General features: G+C 49.0%; 19 protein-coding genes and 1 pseudogene. 6 read left to right on the top strand and 14 right to left on the bottom strand.

Annotated elements, in window-relative coordinates; translation table 11 throughout:
- The first annotated feature begins 49 nt into the window (after positions 1-49).
- The gene (locus tag C5S61_RS22065) at positions 50-412 is read left to right on the top strand and encodes a roadblock/LC7 domain-containing protein (RefSeq protein WP_054536454.1); all 363 of its coding nucleotides are present in this window, start codon (positions 50-52) and stop codon (positions 410-412) included.
- A gap of 340 nt (positions 413-752) precedes the next feature.
- Here C5S61_RS22065 and C5S61_RS22055 read toward each other — a convergent pair.
- From C5S61_RS22055 to C5S61_RS22030, 6 genes and pseudogenes are all read right to left on the bottom strand, one after another.
- Positions 753-1,613, bottom strand: a pseudogene (locus C5S61_RS22055) (glycosyltransferase family 87 protein).
- A gap of 164 nt (positions 1,614-1,777) precedes the next feature.
- Positions 1,778-4,696, bottom strand: a complete 2,919-nt coding sequence (locus C5S61_RS22045; protein ID WP_110518937.1) for a glutamine amidotransferase — start codon at positions 4,694-4,696, stop codon at positions 1,778-1,780.
- Positions 4,697-4,769: 73 nt separating this feature from the next.
- On the bottom strand, positions 4,770-5,699 hold the full coding sequence (locus tag C5S61_RS22040; protein WP_110518935.1) for a ferric reductase-like transmembrane domain-containing protein: 930 nt from the start codon (positions 5,697-5,699) through the stop codon (positions 4,770-4,772).
- A 2-nt stretch (positions 5,700-5,701) separates the two neighbouring features.
- Positions 5,702-6,601, bottom strand: a complete 900-nt coding sequence (locus C5S61_RS22035; protein WP_164689719.1) for an FAD:protein FMN transferase — start codon at positions 6,599-6,601, stop codon at positions 5,702-5,704.
- A gap of 10 nt (positions 6,602-6,611) precedes the next feature.
- Entirely contained in the window at positions 6,612-7,037 is a 426-nt protein-coding gene (locus C5S61_RS26955; protein WP_164689718.1) for a hypothetical protein, read from the bottom strand.
- Between the two features lie 11 nt (positions 7,038-7,048).
- The gene (locus tag C5S61_RS22030) at positions 7,049-7,900 is read right to left on the bottom strand and encodes a PepSY domain-containing protein (RefSeq protein ID WP_110518931.1); all 852 of its coding nucleotides are present in this window, start codon (positions 7,898-7,900) and stop codon (positions 7,049-7,051) included.
- 156 nt (positions 7,901-8,056) lie between these two features.
- Here C5S61_RS22030 and C5S61_RS22025 point away from each other — a divergent pair, with 156 nt between their 5' ends.
- Entirely contained in the window at positions 8,057-8,737 is a 681-nt protein-coding gene (locus tag C5S61_RS22025) for a response regulator transcription factor (protein ID WP_110518929.1), read from the top strand.
- A complete protein-coding gene (locus tag C5S61_RS22020) occupies positions 8,730-9,998 on the top strand; it encodes a sensor histidine kinase (protein WP_110518927.1) in 1,269 nt (422 codons plus the stop codon). The genes C5S61_RS22025 and C5S61_RS22020 overlap by 8 nt, the downstream gene beginning before the upstream one ends.
- Before the next feature lie 59 nt (positions 9,999-10,057).
- Here the strand turns inward: C5S61_RS22020 and C5S61_RS22015 are convergent, their stop codons facing one another.
- Positions 10,058-10,693 carry a class I SAM-dependent methyltransferase gene (locus C5S61_RS22015; RefSeq protein WP_164689717.1) on the bottom strand — a complete coding sequence of 212 codons (636 nt, stop codon included), beginning with the start codon at positions 10,691-10,693 and terminating at the stop codon, positions 10,058-10,060.
- A gap of 336 nt (positions 10,694-11,029) precedes the next feature.
- Between C5S61_RS22015 and C5S61_RS22010 the strand changes: the two genes are divergently transcribed.
- From C5S61_RS22010 to C5S61_RS22000, 3 genes are all read left to right on the top strand, one after another.
- Positions 11,030-12,718, top strand: a complete 1,689-nt coding sequence (locus C5S61_RS22010; RefSeq protein WP_110518923.1) for an ABC1 kinase family protein — start codon at positions 11,030-11,032, stop codon at positions 12,716-12,718.
- A 219-nt stretch (positions 12,719-12,937) separates the two neighbouring features.
- Positions 12,938-13,246, top strand: coding sequence for a hypothetical protein (locus C5S61_RS22005; protein ID WP_110518921.1), 309 nt, complete (start codon positions 12,938-12,940; stop codon positions 13,244-13,246).
- Between the two features lie 101 nt (positions 13,247-13,347).
- Positions 13,348-14,742: a glucose-6-phosphate isomerase gene (locus C5S61_RS22000; protein ID WP_110518919.1), complete on the top strand. Its 1,395-nt coding sequence runs from the start codon at positions 13,348-13,350 to the stop codon at positions 14,740-14,742.
- A gap of 43 nt (positions 14,743-14,785) precedes the next feature.
- On the opposite strand, the gene C5S61_RS21995 is transcribed toward C5S61_RS22000, so the two are convergent.
- From C5S61_RS21995 to C5S61_RS21965, 7 genes are all read right to left on the bottom strand, one after another.
- Positions 14,786-15,223, bottom strand: a complete 438-nt coding sequence (locus C5S61_RS21995; RefSeq protein WP_110518917.1) for a hypothetical protein — start codon at positions 15,221-15,223, stop codon at positions 14,786-14,788.
- A 111-nt stretch (positions 15,224-15,334) separates the two neighbouring features.
- The gene (locus tag C5S61_RS21990; RefSeq protein WP_110518915.1) at positions 15,335-15,745 is read right to left on the bottom strand and encodes a hypothetical protein; all 411 of its coding nucleotides are present in this window, start codon (positions 15,743-15,745) and stop codon (positions 15,335-15,337) included.
- 41 nt (positions 15,746-15,786) lie between these two features.
- Positions 15,787-16,212 carry a hypothetical protein gene (locus C5S61_RS21985; RefSeq protein ID WP_110518913.1) on the bottom strand — a complete coding sequence of 142 codons (426 nt, stop codon included), beginning with the start codon at positions 16,210-16,212 and terminating at the stop codon, positions 15,787-15,789.
- A 41-nt stretch (positions 16,213-16,253) separates the two neighbouring features.
- Positions 16,254-16,688: a hypothetical protein gene (locus tag C5S61_RS21980; RefSeq protein ID WP_110518911.1), complete on the bottom strand. Its 435-nt coding sequence runs from the start codon at positions 16,686-16,688 to the stop codon at positions 16,254-16,256.
- Positions 16,689-16,829: 141 nt separating this feature from the next.
- The gene (locus C5S61_RS21975) at positions 16,830-17,351 is read right to left on the bottom strand and encodes a hypothetical protein (RefSeq protein WP_110518909.1); all 522 of its coding nucleotides are present in this window, start codon (positions 17,349-17,351) and stop codon (positions 16,830-16,832) included.
- 9 nt (positions 17,352-17,360) lie between these two features.
- A complete protein-coding gene (locus C5S61_RS21970) occupies positions 17,361-17,714 on the bottom strand; it encodes a hypothetical protein (RefSeq protein WP_110518908.1) in 354 nt (117 codons plus the stop codon).
- 242 nt (positions 17,715-17,956) lie between these two features.
- The gene (locus C5S61_RS21965; RefSeq protein WP_110518906.1) at positions 17,957-19,141 is read right to left on the bottom strand and encodes a phosphoglycerate kinase; all 1,185 of its coding nucleotides are present in this window, start codon (positions 19,139-19,141) and stop codon (positions 17,957-17,959) included.
- Between the last annotated feature and the right edge of the window lie 135 nt (positions 19,142-19,276).

Below are 19,276 nucleotides of genomic sequence, written 5' to 3'. Positions count from 1 at the left end.
TAGCTCAAACATCAGAACTCACTGCACAGTTTGTTGATAAGGAGCCACTATGGGGATGAAAGACATTTTGGCCAGCGCGATTGAAAACGTACCCGGTGTTAAATTGGCCGGAGTCGTGGGGACAGACGGGCTGGGCGTTGAAATGCTCCTCAACGATGTTGATGCAAACTTTAGCAAAGATGTTGCTGAAGTGGAGCTTGGCGGCCTTGCTGCCGCCGCTGCGGGAGCCGCCTCGCGCTTAAAGGCTGGCCAAGTCCGTGATGTCGCGGTTGAGACCGATAATGCCACCTACTTGGCATCGCAAATCATCCCCGGCTACTTCGCTGTGTTGGCAGTCAATGGCGGCGGCAACCTGGGCCGCGCCCGCTTTGCCCTCAAACAATTGGTCGTAAAACTCCAAGATACCCTCTAAAATCCAACTATCCTACGAGTGTTGCGTTTGCCTGCTGCTCGTAGGATTTTTATTTAACTATGGCTAAGCGCTTCAATTGGTTGTGCTTGGATTACGGTTGGGCGCAATGATTGCTGTTTAACAATAACTTCTAGCATCATTAACCAGAGGATAAATACCAGCGGCAATGCTGGGATTCGTGGTGTCCCTAGTTGAAATAGTGATAAACAGACTGCAATACTATTAATTCCAATAAAGCGAATATTCATTTTTACTGGATATTCAGCATAGTATACTTTAAACAAATAAAGAATAGTTGGGTAAACTAGCAGAATATGGTGAATCCATGAAAGAGGTGCAATTAAAAAATCAATGGCGTAGTTGCAAAAACTATTTTTTCAATTATATCGTCACGATCAATTCTCAAGTATTTATAAAAAATGGATACCGTAATAGCAAATATTACCGCACAAACACTATAGGTACTGATTTTTGCTAACCAAGGATAATTCATAATATGATATGAACCTTCTTGCTGTGTAAATAATCGTGCAAAAAAACCATTAAATGATTGATTATGGATTTGAGATATTGCCGGTAAGCCTTTTGGCGATTCCCCATAGCTTCCAGTAGGAACTACAGTAAAAAACCAATCTTGCCATACAAATTTTGGAATAAAGATCATTGATGTACCAATAATTAAGCTTATTGCAAGTATGGTTTTCATAAAAATTTTATATTTTCTAGTTACTAATAAAATTAATATAATAATAATTGGATACATTTTTATAATGGTTGCAAGAGCTAAAAAAGTACAAGCAATAAACTGCATTTTATTACGTAACATAATAAATAACAATAAAGATATAATCACAAATAAATTTATCTATCCATAATCAATATTCAACAAAATCGGATGTGCGTTATATATCATAATTATCAATAGCAATGATTGATTTGATAATAATTTAATATTAAAATATTTAATTAAAAGTAACACAAAAAATAATAATGCAATATGATTAATAAATAAATAAACAATAAATGCATTATTATAATTCATTAGCGATAATGGATAAAATAGAAGGATACTTGGTGGAATATAGATAAAGGGAAATATGGTTTTATCAAAATATGATTGGATAATTTTAATGTTGTATGGCGAAATACCTTGATTAAAGAACGCATCACTCGCCCAATAAAATGATGGAAAGTCAGTCATATTTTTTGTAATCGCAACCATGAATCCATAGATCACAGTAAATTGAATGAAACTAACAATGGCTATGATAATTAATGTGGGCTTGATAAAGCGCAAGATTGCAGAATTGCCTTTAACAGGCGTTAACATGGGTTTTCTCCTCTTCAGATATTATTTAGGCTAGGCTATTGGCGACGAGCACGATTTTTGGCTGCTCGCAAACGCTCTAATGGATCAGTAATCTCATCGAGATTCGCTTGCTTTGGTGGTGGCCCTTGGGTTGGCGTTGGCGCTGGTGCACTTGGCTTTGGCTGCGGCGGCGCAACCGTTGATGGCTCAGGTTTGGGCTGAGCGGCTGGTGGCGTATAGTTCGCTCCAGGCTTATACACTGGCGCTTCCTTGCTGGCAATTGGGCTGGGTTCTGATGTAGTTTGGCCCATTTTCGTGCGTGCTCGTTGCTTGGCTGCGGCCAAATCGCCCATGGTTTGCGATGGCGCAGCTTGGCGACGACGCACACCTGCCAAAACGTTGCCCAATTGGCCAAAACGCAACCGGCGCACAGCAATATCAAGCAATAAGAGCAGCAGCGCTGCCAACAGTAAATTAAAGTGAATTGGGGTAGCTCTGGTTACCAGTTCAAGCGAATGCTCAAAAACCGTGGTTGGATCGGTCAAAACGCGGCCTTGGCTGCGTTGGGCAATCGTGCTCAACAAGTTGGGGTTCGATTGGCCTTGGCGATATTCTGGCGAATAGGGCACGATGACCCCAGCAGTTTCTTGAAACACCGCTTGACCTTCGCCATTGCGCCCAGCTAGTTGCAAAAAGTAGGTGCCAGCGCCAGGGCTGCTGATGCGGCCTTGATAAATGCCAGCACTGACTTCGACCAAGTTAATGCCAGCTTGCGAACCACCATCATTCACCACATTGCCATCAACAATCAGGCCAGTAATCGGCGTATCGTTGGGATCGCGGGCAATAAGGGTTACTTCCATTTCTGGGCCAACAAAGCTGGCATTGACGCTAATCGTTTCGTTGGAGACAACCGGCAGCGTCCAGCCAACCATTTGGGCAATTAAGCGCGGAAATTGATCCCAGCGCGTGAGGTTTGTGCCCCACTTGCCTTTCATATCGCTCATCCAAGCAACTGAACGGCCTAAACCATATTGCCATTGGGCCAACAGCGGCGCATCTTCATCGGCCCACAAGACGATATTCGCATTATCTTTGGCCATTGTGCCATTGTAGCCAAGCAATTGCGGCCAATTCGCCGTATTCAAATTGGCCATAATCACGCTATCGCTGCCAAGCAAAGGCAAAAAGCTTTTTTCAACGATATACGGGGCCAGCGAAAGTTGGGCATCTTGCAACACAATATCGGGCAACGCCAGCGCATTTTCAACTAAAAAGTGCCGCCCGCCACCAGCAACCGCCACATTATTCAAAAAGCTTACATCGCCACCATTGCCAATCGCAATCGTGCTGGTGGTAATGCCCAAGCGCCGATGCTCATCGGTCAGACGGACAGCATTTTCTTGTTGCTGCGAATCCGAGCCATCAGCCAGCAAAATAATGTGACGAATTGGTGCATCGCGGCCTTTGAGCACGCTGCCAGCAGCAACCAACGAATCGTGGACGTTGATGCCGCCGCCGCCAGTTACGCCACGGGCAATAATTTCGCCTTGGGCTACTTCGCGCTCCGAGCCAGCTACCGGCCCATATTGGTTTTGCACAGCGCTATCAAACGGCAGCACGGTTATTTCATCGAAATCGCGCAGCAATTGCACCACCCGCGCCGCACCTTCCGAGGCCAGGGTCACCTTCTCGCGACCGCCAACTTGCGCGCTCATACTGCCAGAAATATCAAACACCACCGCAACGCTAACTGGTGGGTATTTTTCGCGATTGCGCAATTGCATTTCGACGGGCAATAGTTCTTCGATTGGCGTGCTTGTATAGCCACCAATCCCATAACTGTTCTCGCCGCCAATCATCACAAAGCCACGCCCAAGATCGCGCACAAAGGTTTGCAGCGCTTGTTGCGACTCCTCGGCAACCAAGCGTTCAGGCACGTTGGCCAAAATCACTGCTTCGTAATCGGCTAAATCGGCTAAGGTTGTGGGCAAGCCAGTTGGGCCAACGACCGTAACTTGCAAATTGGCAGCTTCGAGTGCAGGCGCAATATTTTCTGCATCGGCAGGTTCGTTGGCCACCACCAAAATTTTTGGTGGCCCTTGCAGATTGACCAAGGCTGTCGCTTCGTTATTTTGCTTGCGAATATCGTTGGTTGGGATAATTTGGGCAGAAACTTTATGGAAACCTTGATCATTTAACACCACGGTTGAGGTATATTCTAAAGTGCCTTTGGGCAAGGCCAAAGCTTCTTCTGCATACAATTCACGGTCGATCAAAATGCGAATTGTGGCATCCTGAGCTTCGTTACTATCAATCTGCGCGACAATTTGCAACTCTTGGCCAATGCGAGCTTGACCGGGCATGCGCAAAGCGGTGATTGCAACTTCAGCTCCGCCCATTTGCTCAACCGTAACCACATCGACCACAATTTGGCGATCTTGGGCTAATTCCAAGGCTTTGAGCGCTTGGCCACTATTCTCGCCACCATCGGAGAGCAGCACCACCCGTTTTTGGGTATCGGCGGGAAACAAGGCAAAACTCAAGGTCATGGCTTGCTCTAAATCGGTGCGGGCCGCAATTGGCACCGATTGAATGCGGCTGAGCGTGCGCACTTCCGAGGGCAACCGTTCAATCAGGGCATTTTGGCCAAACACAATAATCGCCGCTTGATCATCTTTGGGCATCGTTTGCAAGGCATCGGCAATAAATTGGTCTTGTTGGCTACGTTGGTTGGGGGTAATCGAGTCGGAAGTATCGACCAAAAAGATTGTCGTGAGTTGTTTAACGGGCGAGATGATTTGCGCGCCTGCCAACGAGCCAATCAGCGTGATCAGCAACAAACTGCGCAACAGCAACGAGCCAATTAAGCGGCTGCGTTGAAAGCGCCGCCCATTAAACCACCCCAAAGCCACAACTGGAACTAACAACAATAACAGCCATAAATAGTGTGGCGTAACAAACGACATCCCCATAGCAACACCTTTTAATCAAACTTCTCGATCAATCAATGCTGCTATGGTATCACGTTTGGCAAGCATTAGCATATTAAGCGCGCGGCGTTGCAGCAACACTGGGCAAGGGTTTGCTACGGCGCATAATCAACACCCGATAGAGCGTCATAAACACAACGCTGGCTCCAGTTGCCCAATACCAGAGCGTTACCAATGGCATGCTGGTATCGCTGCCGCTGAAAATACCGTGGGCCAAAACGAGCAAAAACAAGCCAAAACTAGCGTAGTGAATAATCCGCCAAGCGCTGCGGCCAATCCAGCGTTTGAGCCAAAAACTCATGGTGACGATCGCCAGCCCATACAAACCAACTTGACCCAAGCCAACCCACAGCGGTTTATATTGGCTGCTGGCAAATGGCACGAGCAGTTGTTTTAATGTGTAATTGCTATAGCCATCGCCAAGCAAAATCACGGTATGAAACAGGCCAAAACCAATGCCTAAAATGCTGGCATGTTGATGCAGATCAAGCATTGTTGGGCCGCCATTCCACAAACGCGCTACCTTGCCTGTCAGCGAAAGCCCAAACAACATCGAAAGCCAGACCAAGCTATAGGCCACCAAGCCACTTGAGCGCGAAAGATACCAAAAAGCTTTGGGTTGCTCGCCAAGCAGCGAGCTACTGAGGCCAGGAATCCAGCGCGGCAGCACCAGCACGGCAGCAACAATACCGATGACCAAAGCCAGCATCAAGCTCATAAGGCTGGCACTAGCAGCTTCGAGCAATTCATCAGCGCTAGGCGCTGCAACTGGTGCAGCCTGCTTAACAAGCGCTGGCGCTGCCACAACGGGGTTTGCAACAGGCTCGCTTTTTTTGGCAGCATTTTGGGCGCGAATCGCCGCTAATCTGGCTGCTTTATCTTGCGGCGCTGGCTCAGTTGGCTCGGCAGCTTGGGCTTTTTTGGCAGCGTTTTGCGCGCGAATCGCCGCTAATCTGGCTGCTTTATCGTGTTCTGAAGCACTCATATTTACTCCCAACGATAGTGATCAAAGCGTTCGCAGGTGTGGCTTTGGCCGCTATGATCAAACGCCATGCAGGCAAAGCTTGGCTGTTGATTAATCCAGGCTAAACCTTGTGCAAGGCCCAACAACACAACGATTTTGGCGGCAACTTCGGCCTGCACCGCACTTGGTGCTATCACTGTTGCGCTCAGCACATCGCTGGTACTTGGTTCGCCAGTGCGCGGGTCGATGATGTGGTGGTGCCAGCGATCGCCTTTGCGCCAACGCCGATAATCGACTCCTGAGGTTGCCACGCCGCCCGATGCAAACCAGAGCATAGCTTCACGCTGTTGGCTACGCGGATTTGGCACGCCAACCGCCCAAGCTAAGCCATCGTGGCGCTGACCAGCGGTCGCCAAATCGCCACCAACATCGACCAAACAAGCAGCCTGTTGGCCCAACTGGTGAGCTGCCTGATCAGCGGCCCAACCCTTGGCGATGCCACCCAAATCAAGCGCTGTATCACGGGCAAGCTGTACCAAACGGCCTTGCTCACGTAGCGAAATTGCCAAAGCAGTTTGTGGCTGAGCATGCAAAACTGCCGAATCGCCCAGCGCATTGGCTAACAATTCAAACGAGCGATCGTAGCCAGCATGCAAGAGTGCAGGCAAGATCGTTGGCACAACCAAGCCATTGCTCCAAACCGCCGCATCGAGCGCCAGGCCAAGCACGTCCCACAGGGTTTGGCTAACCGCAAGTGGTCGCCCAGCCCTGCGGTTGAGGCTCATCAGTTCGCTATTTGGGCGAAAGCGGCTGAGCGTTTGCTCACAAGCCTCAAACCATTGCGGCACAGCAGAAAGATCGATTGGCTGATCGCTGAGCACTGCAACTTCGCAACCCATTGCTCGAAAGATTAATTCGCCCATAAAGCACCTTTTAGCGTGATGAACGAGTATCGCGTGATGGCACAGCAGGAGCGGCTGGGGCTGGCGCTGGCGCAACTTGGCGTGGCACTGATGGTGGTGGAGCCGCTTGGCTTGGGGCACTACCGCCATTGCCACCCGTTGCTGGCGCACGTTGGTTGGGTGTGCTAGGCTGGCTGCTACCACCAGCGCTCGCATTGGGAATGCGGATAATGCGCGGGCTATTGCTGGTAAGCGGCACGACGGTTGGCAAAACTGGTAGCTCAACTGCTGGCGCTTCGGCAACAATCACAATTGGCTCAGGAGTCGCAATTTCATTGCTCGGCGTTGTTTGTTGGTTGGATAAGACTGCCCAACCGCTCAAAGTTGCAGCCACGGCGGCCACACTCATGCTGGTATTGAGCAGCAAACTGCCACGGCGTTTAGAAGCATTACTCATACGGTTATTCCTTATTTATCATCGTCTTTTTTATCGTCGTCTTTTTTATCATCGCCACCACTGCCACTACTATCTTTTGATGATTCAACTTTGGCGTAAACGACGCTGCCGCTATAGGCATCGACATAGACGCGGCTATCGTTGGCAAAGCGAACTTCATACACCAACGCGCCATGCTCTTCTTCCAACTCAACCCGCTCGACCGTTCCGCCGCCAAGGTAGGCCACAGCAGCGCTGGCAGCTGCATCCGCCGAGATGGTTGATGGTGCGGGAGCGTTGGTTGGTACTGGCGCTTGGGTTGGCGAGGCCACGGCATTATTGGCCAACACGGCTCCAGTCGTGGCATCGATATACACCAAGCCACGATCAAGCCGCACTTCGTAGGCAGCTGTGCCAGCATAATTAACCAGCTCTGGCGTTGCCAACAAGCTTGCGCCAGGTGCAGCCGCTAAAGCCAATAGGCCTGCTTGCTCAGCAGAAATTGGATATTGCGGCACGGCAGGTGCTTGAGTTGCTGGCAATGGATCTTGGGCTGCTGGCTGCGGTTGGCTTGGCACTTGGGCAATTGGCTGTTGGGCCGGAGCAGGCTCGCGCACCACGATTGGCTCTTGCAACCGAGCATTCGCCTCGTCGATAGTGCGGTTAGCTTCTTCGATGCGTTGGTTGGCTTCCAACAATTGCTGTTGATAGGCCTGAACGGTTGCGGTTGCTTGAGCAGCATTATCGTTTGGCAGGCTATTATCCAAGCCTGCGGCCAATTCAATTGGGCTTGGCTGAGCCAACGAACGAACAACGCCAGCTACAATCACCAAAACAAAGGCTGTCAGCACGGCGGCAATTAAAAGTGCAAACTTGGGTTTCATCAAAACCTCCTGTTGTCGAACATCTGACCCAAGCATAGCAAGCATTGCTTGGAATATTCTTGACGCTGGCTATGAATTTTCCAAGAATTTTCCAAGAATCTTCCAAGAATTAATGATTAAACTAGCGTGACCTACCCGAATCACAAAGGAAGCAGCATGCGCGTGTTGTTGATAGAAGATGATCGCAAATTGGCTCGCTTGATCGAGCGAGCACTGCGTGATGAGCACCATCTTGTCGATGTGGCCTACGAGGGCGATAGTGGCTTGGATATGGCGCTGCATGGCATGTATGATGTGGCGGTGATCGATTGGATGCTGCCTGAACGCGATGGCCCGAGCATTTGTCGGGCAATTCGCGCCGCCAAACTTAATACGAGTTTGCTATTACTCACTGCCCGTAGCCAAATCGAAGATCGAGTTGCTGGCTTGGATAGCGGGGCCGATGATTATTTGAGCAAGCCGTTTGCCTTCGAGGAATTGTTAGCACGGGTACGGGCTTTGGGTCGCCGCTTCAATACCAATCTAAATAGCGAAGAATTGCGCTCAGGTGAGCTTGTGCTTGATTTACGGGCGCACACTGCGCGGCGAGCAGAGCAACAATTGGATCTCACAGCAACCGAATGGAATTTGCTCGAATGTTTGATTCGCAATAGCAACCAAGCCCTGAGCCGCCAACAATTGCTTGATTATGTTTGGTCGTATGAGCGTGATGTGCAACCGTCGATGGTCGATGTCTATGTTTCCTATTTGCGGCGCAAACTTGAGCAAGCAGGCAAGCGCGATCCGATTCAAACCGTGCGCGGCGTTGGCTATCGCTGGGTGAGCGAGTATGCTTAATCGTTTGCGCTGGCGCTTGACCCTGATTTATGCCTGCACCGCGTTGCTCCTGTTGGCGGCGGTTGGTGGCAGCGTCTATTGGATGACAGTGCGCTATTTTCGCTTTGCGACCGAACGTGCCTTGCTCGAACGCATGACGCTGGAGTTTGAGCAATTGGCAGCGCCCTTGCCGCCAGCCTTGCAAGCCTATCGCCCGCAGCAATTGCCCGACGAACGGCCTGTTGATAATGGCACATTGGCGAGCACTTTTGTCTTTACCATCGATCAAAACGGCCAAGTCTTTAATCCTAATCCGTGGAATCCGCCAATTCAGCCAGACCAAGCGGCGATTGAAGCAGCCCGTGCTGGCAAGCTCGATCTGCGCACGATCAGTTTGGCTGATGGTACGCGGGTTGAGCTGCTGACCGAACAATTAACCCGCGCCGATGGCCCAGCGTTTTTGCAAGTTGGGCGGGTGCTCAACGAACAAGAAGCAGCGCTCAACACCTTATTAACGGGCTTGGTAGCGCTTTGGGCTGGCAGTGTGGTGGTTTTGGGCTGGTTTGGTTGGTGGCTAGCTGGGCGTTCGTTGCGACCGGCGCAACAAGCGTGGGAGCGTCAACAAGCCTTTATCGCCAATGCCAGCCACGAATTGCGTGCGCCGCTAACCTTGATGCGTGCCAGCAGCGAAATTGCCCTCCGCGAATCGACCGACTCCGCCGAGCAACACGAATTGCTAGAAGATATTTTGGCCGAAACCTACCATATGGGGCGCTTGGTTGAAGATTTGCTCTTGCTCTCGCGCTTGGATGCAGCGAAAACGAGCTTGCAGCGCGCAGAAGTTGATCTGGCTGAGTTATGCCACGATGTTGCCGATGCAGCTCAGCGCTTGGCCCACGATGCTGGGGTTGAGGTGCGGGTCGCCCATGCAGAGGGCCAGATCAAGGCTGATCGCACTCGTTTGCGCCAAGTGTTATTAATTTTATTGGATAACGCAATTGCGCATACGCCGCGCGGTGGCAGTGTTGTGATTCATGCAGAACGCCAAGCAAGTAGCTATCAAATTAGCGTAATCGACACGGGCAAAGGCATCGATCCCAAGCATTTGGCGCATATTTTCGAGCGTTTTTATCGGGTGGATAGTGCACGAGTGGCTGGCGGACGAGGCAATGGGCTTGGTTTATCGATTGCGCAAGCGCTTATCCAAGCGCATAATGGCACGCTTGAGGCTCAAAGTAAACTTGGCACTGGCACAACCATGCTGATTAAGCTGCCGAAATAACGTGATTCCTTCACCCTCAACCAGCTCAACGCAAGCGAGGGATGAAGGAATTGGGCAAATTAGCGCGCTTGAAAAATTGCCAAATAGGCTGGATGCCAAGGCAGGTTGCGCCAGAGCAGCGCTGGTGCAAACGGCGAGTAAGTTTCAAACACCGTTTTGAAGCCCGCTGCCTCGGCAACACCGCGAAACTCACGGCCACTTGGCCGATAGATATGGGTTGGGTCGGCATCATACGAGCCGCGATAGATGCGCGCTTGCAGGCGGTTGCCAATCGTTGGCAAGTGGGCCACAAACAAACCGCCCAATTGCAAGCGTTCGCGAATGGCGGCAACGGCCAAGGCTGGTTGCTCCAAATGCTCGACCACATTAATCGCCGTAATCACATCGAAATTAACGCTAAATGGAATGCCATCCAAAATACTGCCAACAAACAACTTGGCATTGGGCATACGTTGTTGGGCTTGAGCCACAGCATAGGCCGAAATATCGGTGCCAAACGGCTCAAATGGCGGGGTCATCGATTGCAAAAACAAACCTAAGCCACAGCCAATATCCAACAAACGGCCAGTTTGGCGAAAGCGCAACACATGGCGGCGAATGTAACGGTCGCGCAAGGTATCAACGAGGCTTTTGCGCCCAGCTTCAGGCCGCGACATTGCATAATAGGCCTGATCATACGCATTTCCATCGGGCATTGAGAGAACCCTTTCCATAGATCTACAAATTTTGACGCTAATCCAGTGTAGCATATCGATCCACGAACAGCACGAAGGGCATGAGGAGCCGAAACCACGAAGAACACGAAGATCGCGAAGGCTGTTTTCGTCACGAATTGCAAGAATTCCACGAATAATTATTTTAGCCACAGATTGCCACAGATTAGTATGATTATCCTGCTATGCCACCACATTTCATCCTTTATCCCTCATCCTTCATCCCTGACCCCTATGTTCTATGCTCTCTGCTCTATGTTCTTACACTACGCACTTGATTCCTTACGTCTGAATCCCTAGCCTGCTATAATACCGAGTATGAGTAAAACAGAGTTGGTGTCGTTACCGAAAGTTCCACGTCGCCGCCGTTTCTTCCGCGTCGCGTGGTTTTTTGTGCGCTTAGTCGCCCATATCATCGTCTGGGATCTGTTGCTCGGACGGCAATTTTGGTTTCGCTGGTACGCGGATCGCACGCGGATCGAGCGCTATCGGCGTTTTTCGCGGCGTTTTCGCGATTTGGCGATCGACCTTGGCGGCGTAATGATCAAACTTGGTCAATTTGCCTCAACGCGGGTCGATGTGCTGCCGCCAGAAGTTGTTGAAGATTTAATTGGCCTGCAAGATGAAGTTTCGCCTGTGCCCTTTGGCCTGATTCAAGCCACGATCGAAGCTGAATTAGGCCAACCGCTCAGCCAGATTTTTGCTCATTTTGAGCGTCAGCCAGTTGCTGCGGCATCGTTTGGCCAAGTGCATTTTGCTACACTCCACGACGAGCAGCCAATTGCGATTAAAATTCAACGCCCACAGATCGAGCAATTTGTGGCGATCGATATTGCCGCGCTGCGCTGGGTTGCTGGTTGGATGCAATATTATGGCCCGATTCGCCGCCGCACCGATTTGCCTGCGCTGATCGAAGAATTCTCACGCATCACCTTGCGCGAGCTTGATTACCTGAGCGAAGCCGAGCATGCCGAGCGCTTTCGGCGTAATTTTGCAGGCAGCGAACATATTTACGTGCCCCAAATCTATCGCGAGCACTCAACCGAGCGCATTTTGGTGATGGAACGCATCGAGGGCATTAAAATTTCGGAATATGCGGCGCTTGATGCAGCAGGTATCGATCGCCTCGATTTGGCCGAAAAGCTCTATTTGGCCTATTTGCAACAATGTTTTACTGATGGCTTTTTTCACGCCGACCCGCACCCAGGCAATTTGTTTGTGCGGCCTGTTGGTGAGCCGTTGGCCAATGGCAAACGCGCCTTTGTCATTACCTTCCTCGATTTTGGCATGGTCGATGCGATTCCCCAACATGTGATGGATGGCCTCGCCACGATTGCTGCCGGCGTGGTGATGCGCGAACCACAACGCATGATCGACGGCGCTCGTTCGATTGGCGTGGTGATGGCCAGCGCCAACGACCAGCAATTGCGCCAAGCCTTGGAAATTTGGTTTTCCTATACCTATGGCCGCACGATTCGCGAGTTGCAACAAATTGATGTTGAGGGCTTCGTCGGCGGATTAAGCGAATTGCTGTATGATTTGCCGTTTCAATTGCCACAATCGTTGCTCTTTTTAGGGCGCACGGTTGGGATTATCGGTGGCGTGGCTGCTGGTTTAGCGCCAGATTTCGATATTTTCAGCGTGACCAAGCCTTTTGCCTTGCGCTTTATTCGTGAGCAAACCAATGGCCGCGATCTGCGCGAACGAGTGGTCAATGAAGGCCGCGAATTAATTACTGATCTGAGCCAAATTCCGCGCCATGCCAAGCAATTTTATGCCAAGGCCGCCCAAGGCGATCTGCAAGTGCGCACCGAGATTGTTAAACTTGAGCGCACGACCAAACGCATCGAACGAGCATTTACGCGGCTTACTGCTGGCATCGCTGCTAGTGCACTGCTCATCAGCGCCAGTATTTTGCAAACCATGCAGCAGCACAACCCTTGGATGTGGTGGCTGGCAGGTGGCTTGCTGCTCTGGGCCTTGTTGCCAAGATTTAATCAAAACTAGGGGTCAGGAGTCGGGGGTTGGGGATCGGAGAGCAGGCATAGTTGGTTGATCTGCGAATTGCACGAAGGTTTGAAACCGCAAAGAAAACGAAGCGCGCGAAGGTTAAGTTTTTAGCCACAGATTGGCCCCGACGTTGAGGATTGGGCTTTCTGACTTTTGCCTTTTGCCTTTTGATTTTGACTTCATCCCTCATCCTTCATCCTTGCATAGGGGGTATTTATGAGTTTTTTTCGCAAGCTTTTTGGTGGTGGCAGCAGCCAATCAACCAGCGATGCTGGAATTTATTTGCAGGTGCGTTGCAAACGCTGTGGCAGCGTCATTCGGCTGCGCATCGATAGCCGCAACGATCTGTCGCAGCGCGATGATGACGACAACTTCTTTGTGCGCAAAACCCTGGTTGACGACCGCTGCTACAGCCGCATCGAGCTTGAAGCCGTGTTCAATGCCAAGCGCCAACTCATTAATTGCGAGATCAATGGTGGCACGCTTGTGGCTGGTGAAGAGAATACTACCACCAGCAGCTACTGAGTATGGTACGATGGGCATAGTTGGTCGCTTGGCAACGAAGCCAGAAACTGCACCGCAGCAGCCTGCTACAAAGACCCACTTTCGCAACGATAAGGAGTGTCATGAGTACTCAAGCTATTCGCTTTGATTACAACAATGTGATGGCCGATGTGATTGGTGAACATGGATTAACCGAGGCTGAAATTGAGGCAGCATTGCCCCATGCCGCCGCCGCGATTGAGGCGGTTTACGCTCAACGCGCCGAATTAGGCTGGATGGATCTGCCATACCAAGATACGAGTGAAATTATTGCTCAAGCCCAAGCTGTGCGCGCCCGCGCCGATACCTTGGTTGTTTTAGGCATTGGTGGCTCAGCACTTGGCCCAATCGCAACCCAAACGGCTCTCCAACACCCGTTTTACAATAATTTGCCGCGTGAATTGCGCCGTGGCCCAACCCTGTTTGTACCCGATAACGTCGACCCCGAATTGAACGCTGGTTTGCTCGATGTGCTTGATCTTGAGCGCACCGTCTTCAATGTGATCACCAAATCGGGCACGACCGCCGAAACCATGGCATCCTTCATCTACTTCCGCGAAGCTTTGGCCAAACGCCTCGGCCACGATAAATTGGTCGATCACTTGGTGCTGACCACTGATCCCAAAAAGGGAGCTTTGCGCCAAATTGCTGATCGTGAAGGCTATCCAACGCTGCCAATTCCAGCAAGCGTTGGCGGGCGTTTCTCGGAGCTTTGCTCGGTTGGCTTGTTCCCTGCGGCAGTTACGGGCATTGATATTGATGAATTGTTGGCTGGCGCTGCCTATGCCGACAAACGCAGCCAAGAACGCGACCCCCGCAAAAACCCAGCGGCAATGTGCGCCTTGATTCAATTTTTGCTCGATAAAAAGGGCAAAAATATGGTCGTTATGATGCCTTATGCCCAGCGTTTGCGCGATGTAGCCGATTGGTTCCGCCAGTTGTGGGCCGAAAGTTTGGGCAAGCGGGTTGATCGGGCTGGCAATGTGGTCAATGTTGGCCCTACGCCAATCAAATCGTTGGGTGCAACCGACCAACACTCGCAAGTGCAATTGTATGCAGAAGGCCCATTCGATAAATTAATGCACTTCTTGTTTGTCGATCAGTTCCAAGTTGAAGCGCCATTGAGCAATGCCTATCCCGACATCAACGAGCTTTCGTATCTCGATGGCAAGAGCTTTAGCCAATTGCTCAAGGCCGAAGGCGAAGCAACCCAGTTGGCAATTGCCGAAGCTGGTCGCCCAAGCATTGCCCACCACTTCCCAGCGGTCAATGCCTTTACGCTTGGCCAGTTCTACTACATGCTCGAAATGCAAACCGCCTTTGCTGGCGAGCTGTACGACATCAACGCCTTTGACCAACCAGGGGTTGAGGCTGGCAAAATCGCCACCTACGCCTTGATGGGCCGCGAAGGCTATGATGATCGCCGTCACGAAATTGAGCAAGCTCGTGGCCGCAGCCGCAGCGAATTCGTAATCTAAATCTGCTTCTTTGACCTGCCATGTATTCAACATGGCAGGTTTTTTAGTTAATTGCTTTTTGAATATGCGGTTGCGAAAGATAACTTAGAATCAGCACTGCAACCGCTCCCGTTACGATTGTGAATAAAGGCCAGATCGTCATTGGCGATTGGCCAACAAATAGTTCATAAAGCATATTGATGATTGTGATGCCTTCAATCAGCACAATACCCCGATAGGCCCAGCGCCGCGCCCGCAATAAACCAACAAACAAGCCCAATCTGCTGGCATTCAGCAATAACAACAGCGCTGTCCAAAAAATTTCAGCATTCATGCCGCTGCTCAAGGTTGCTGGAGGCGAAACAGCGATGCCAATCAGCATTGTGCCGATATATGAGCAACTGCCGAGCGCAAAAAAACTGCCCACAATCGCATAATAGCCACAAATCGATAAAATAGGCCCTTGGCGTTGCAATTGAGGGTTTTTAGGTACACGATACATCATTCGCTCCTTTTTCAATCAAGACGTATTGATTCACAGCCTGATTGCCAACAAAAAACACCCACAGCATAGCAACGCTGTGAGTGTTCGTGGATTAAATGCTTGTAACACTTATGCTTTATTTGATTGAAGAAATTGATGTTTAATCCGCGGCTGCACGAGATAGCCAAGAATCAGCATGGCCATCATGCTCAAGGCAATTTCAACCCACGAAATGCGTTCTCGCTGGAGCACAAAACGACCGAGCAGGCTCATAATCGATAACGCCTCGACGAGTACAATCCCGCGATAGCCCCACGCTCGAAATCGCACAAACCCCACAGCGAAGCCTAAACGACTGATATTGACGAAAAAGAAGAAGAATGGCCAAAGCAAGTTTACTCGTTGATTTCCATAAATACTGCTGGCAACCAACAAACAGGCTCCAAGCACTCCACCAATCCCAACAATCGCATAGTAAAAGAAAATCAGCGCAATTGGCCAGCGAAGTTTGTTTTGTGGGTTATGCGGAACCTCATACATTCTGCTTCCCTCTAAAATCACCTATCATTATGTAAAAATAATTATTCTTCGACAGCAAGAAAGGTACGCCGTACTTTGGGCCGAACTAAATAACCCAAAATAACGAGCGCGATGATTCCAATGCCGATTGTTATCCAATCGTAGATTCGAATTTTACTGAACGCTAAAGTATAGCCAGCATGCATAAGCATCAGCGTTTCAATCACCAAGCATCCCCAATATGCCCAGCGTCGATAATTCATTAATCCTACAAAGAAAACCAAACGACTAGTATTTGCAAGCACTATGAGAGCAAGCCAAAGCGTATGCATAATGCGATGGCTATCCAACATATCGCTATCAATCATCGTGATAAAAAATGAGATGCTATAAATTGCCGATAAACAGCCTAACACCATATAATATAAACTGATTATTGAAACTGGCCACTGGCTAATTGGTTTTACATTATGCGGCACTTCATACATTAGGCTTCCCTCTAAAATCACCTATCATTATGTACAAATAATTATTCTTCGACAGCAAGAAATGTACGCCACACTTTGGGCCGAAATAAATAGCCCAAAATAACGAGCGCGATGATTCCGATACTAATGATGATCCAGTTCAATATGTGATTTCTGGTGAACGATAATGAAATATATACAGCACTAATAATCGTAATTGTTTCAATTGAAATAGTACACCAATACGCCCAGCGCCGCAATCTTATTAATCCAATAAATAGGCCTAAACGGCTCATATTAGCAAGAAAGATTAGACTAAACCAGAGTGTATTTGCAAGATTATTGCTGTGCAATATCCTTTGATGATCCCAGATGACATACATCAAAAAATAACAGCCAGGAATAGCACCAACCGTCCCTACAACCCCATAATACATGCTTATAAAAAAGACTGGCCATTGGCTAATTGGTTTTACATTATGCGGCACTTTATACATACAAATTCTCCTATCAACTCGCAACATGCTTGCTCTTCAAAGGTTATTGCTAACAAAAAGCCCCACAGAACGCATAATTCTGTGGGGATGATTAACAGAGATCTTTGAACTGGAGATTATCAGGATTTTATAACAACACAATCAATAGCTATCACTTATTTTTGTAAATATTCTAGTTTCATCGCCTTCGCCAGTAAATAGTTTTAATTGTGAACCATTCAAGGTAAAAGGCATGCCAATATATCCATCCCTGCTAAATTGCGCACCAATATAGATCGAATTCTCATCCATTAACCTATAATATGAAACAACTTGGCCTTGGATTGAAATTGATCCATCCATTCCGCTAACTGATTTTGGAGAAAAAACCCACTCGTTATTTTGATCGTCTAGGTAGGTTCCTCGAATATTCATTAATATTTTTTGCTTATCACTCAATCCTGGATCAGATTCAAATATACTCCCAATATCTTTTCTATCTATACCTAAAAAATAGAATGTTATGATTGCCAATATCGCTATCAGAATTAAAGTTCCAAGAACTCCTAAAACACCTATATTTTTCGTAGTATTAGTTGTTGTACTTTGATCGAGATTTCCACCTATCTTATTTCCTATAGCTACCTTAGATTTATTAAATTCATTATTATTTATATTATTCATATTATTCACCTAATTTTCAAATTTTCGTAACGCAAAGCGACTATTATCCGGTAATGTAACAATGAGTGTATCATTATCGCCTGCGTTTACACCCCATGTGCCACTTGCAAATGTCATAAGCATACCTGAAAATTGGACATCAATATGATCATCAATGTCAGGGCTCGCTTTCCAATAGCCTTCGGATTTTCCAAACATGTGAGTCATAATGATCGTACCATTTTCGTTGAATTCCATCATGGTAGAGCCATCACTCCAACGTCCTTCAACAAGACTTTCTACACTACTACCACAACCGCCTAACGTAAACACCAAGCAAAGACCTACAATGAGTTGAACACAGCGCTTGAAGATACTTAACATAGCGGCTCCTATTTGGTACTCTTTGAACAACAGTGGAATCATGCTATCATGGCATTTTGCAGTTAGTCAAGATGATTAATGACCATATTTTAGGTATATTTTCCCCAACAAATATTCAAATTTTTCGATTTTCATATTTCAACGAACTTCAGAATTATGGTATTTAACTGGTAGTGTGGGCAACAAAAAGCCCCACAGAACATATGTTTCTGTGGGGCTGAGTAATTTTCTAAGCCAACCGATTATTTATCGTTGAGCGCGGCAATGCCTGGGAGCACTTTGCCTTCGAGTAATTCGAGGCTTGCACCACCGCCAGTTGAGATGTGGCTCATCTTAGCGCCTAAGCCCATTTGCTCAATTGCGGCAACTGAATCGCCACCACCGATGATGGTGATTGCGCCGCTATCGGCCAAGGCTTGAGCAACAGCGCGCGTGCCAGCGGCAAACGGTTCTAGCTCAAACACGCCCATTGGGCCGTTCCAAATCACGGTTTTGGCTTCGCTGACGACTTGTGAATAGGTTTGGCGGGTTTCAGGCCCAATATCAAGAATCCGCCAGCCATCGGGTACATCATCGACGCTCAGCACTTGGGTATTGGCTTCGGCGCTAAAGGCATCGGCCACGACCACATCGCTTGGCAACAACAATTTCACGCCACGGCCTTGAGCTTCATCGATCAAACGAGCTGCTTCGGCTACACTCTCTGATTCGACCAACGAATCGCCAACTGCTTTGTTTTGGGCCAGCAAGAAAGTATTGGCCATGCCGCCGCCAATCAGCAGCGAATCGACTTTGCCCAGCAAGTTTTCGATGACACCGATTTTGTCGCTGATTTTCGCGCCGCCGATGATTGTCACGAAAGGCCGTTGGGGATCATCCAAGGCCTTGCCCAGCGCTGCCAACTCAGCTTCCATCAAGAAGCCAGCCACAGCAGGCAGGAATTTGGCTATGCCTTCGGTTGAGGCATGGGCGCGGTGGGCAGCACCAAAGGCATCATTCACATAAATATCGCCAAGTTTGGCCAATTCTTCGGCCATCGCTGAGTCGTTTGATTCTTCGCGCGGGTCGAAGCGGGTATTTTCCAACAATAACACATGGCCAGCTTGTAAATCTTTAGCGGCTGCTTCGGCCTCAGCGCCAGTTGTGGTCTGAATATAGTTCACTGGGGCATCCAGCAGTGATTGGAGATGATCGGCAACTGGCTTGAGCCGAAATTCTTCGGCTACTTTTTTCTTCGGTCGACCCAAGTGCGACATCAAAACCACGCTTGCACCTTGTTCGAGCAAATAGTTGATCGTTGGCAACGCTGCCCGAATCCGTGTGTCATCAGTGACTTTGCGTGCTTCATCAAGCGGCACATTGAAATCTACCCGAACTAAAGCTCGTTTTCCGCTCAACGCTACATCACGAATGGTCTGCTTGTTCACAGTGATCTCCTTGTACAAGGCTATAGGTGATAGGCTAACTGGGCGCTATCAGTACTACGAACCAAGAACCGCATAGCCTATGCCCCAATGATAAACGATTTCGTCGATTTGCTGGGTAGCAGGCTCTACGCCACA

Origin of the sequence: Herpetosiphon llansteffanensis, from assembly GCF_003205875.1 — a bacterium.
Classification (GTDB): domain Bacteria; phylum Chloroflexota; class Chloroflexia; order Chloroflexales; family Herpetosiphonaceae; genus Herpetosiphon; species Herpetosiphon llansteffanensis.
Note: the sequence above shows the minus strand (reverse complement) of the source record. Positions and strands in the feature narration are given on the sequence as shown.

Coding starts and splice junctions, on each gene's coding strand:
- C5S61_RS22065 (WP_054536454.1), top strand. CDS start 50: ATGGGGATGAAAGACATTTTGGCCAGCGCGATTGAAAACGTACCCGGT.
- C5S61_RS22025 (WP_110518929.1), top strand. CDS start 8,057: ATGCGCGTGTTGTTGATAGAAGATGATCGCAAATTGGCTCGCTTGATC.
- C5S61_RS21995 (WP_110518917.1), bottom strand. CDS start 15,223: ATGTATCGTGTACCTAAAAACCCTCAATTGCAACGCCAAGGGCCTATT.
- C5S61_RS22000 (WP_110518919.1), top strand. CDS start 13,348: ATGAGTACTCAAGCTATTCGCTTTGATTACAACAATGTGATGGCCGAT.
- C5S61_RS22005 (WP_110518921.1), top strand. CDS start 12,938: ATGAGTTTTTTTCGCAAGCTTTTTGGTGGTGGCAGCAGCCAATCAACC.
- C5S61_RS22015 (WP_164689717.1), bottom strand. CDS start 10,693: ATGCCCGATGGAAATGCGTATGATCAGGCCTATTATGCAATGTCGCGG.
- C5S61_RS22010 (WP_110518923.1), top strand. CDS start 11,030: ATGAGTAAAACAGAGTTGGTGTCGTTACCGAAAGTTCCACGTCGCCGC.
- C5S61_RS26955 (WP_164689718.1), bottom strand. CDS start 7,037: ATGAGTAATGCTTCTAAACGCCGTGGCAGTTTGCTGCTCAATACCAGC.
- C5S61_RS22035 (WP_164689719.1), bottom strand. CDS start 6,601: ATGGGCGAATTAATCTTTCGAGCAATGGGTTGCGAAGTTGCAGTGCTC.
- C5S61_RS21970 (WP_110518908.1), bottom strand. CDS start 17,714: ATGTTAAGTATCTTCAAGCGCTGTGTTCAACTCATTGTAGGTCTTTGC.
- C5S61_RS22030 (WP_110518931.1), bottom strand. CDS start 7,900: ATGAAACCCAAGTTTGCACTTTTAATTGCCGCCGTGCTGACAGCCTTT.
- C5S61_RS21980 (WP_110518911.1), bottom strand. CDS start 16,688: ATGTATAAAGTGCCGCATAATGTAAAACCAATTAGCCAATGGCCAGTC.
- C5S61_RS21985 (WP_110518913.1), bottom strand. CDS start 16,212: ATGTATGAAGTGCCGCATAATGTAAAACCAATTAGCCAGTGGCCAGTT.
- C5S61_RS21990 (WP_110518915.1), bottom strand. CDS start 15,745: ATGTATGAGGTTCCGCATAACCCACAAAACAAACTTCGCTGGCCAATT.
- C5S61_RS22045 (WP_110518937.1), bottom strand. CDS start 4,696: ATGGGGATGTCGTTTGTTACGCCACACTATTTATGGCTGTTATTGTTG.
- C5S61_RS22040 (WP_110518935.1), bottom strand. CDS start 5,699: ATGAGTGCTTCAGAACACGATAAAGCAGCCAGATTAGCGGCGATTCGC.
- C5S61_RS21975 (WP_110518909.1), bottom strand. CDS start 17,351: ATGAATAATATAAATAATAATGAATTTAATAAATCTAAGGTAGCTATA.
- C5S61_RS22020 (WP_110518927.1), top strand. CDS start 8,730: ATGCTTAATCGTTTGCGCTGGCGCTTGACCCTGATTTATGCCTGCACC.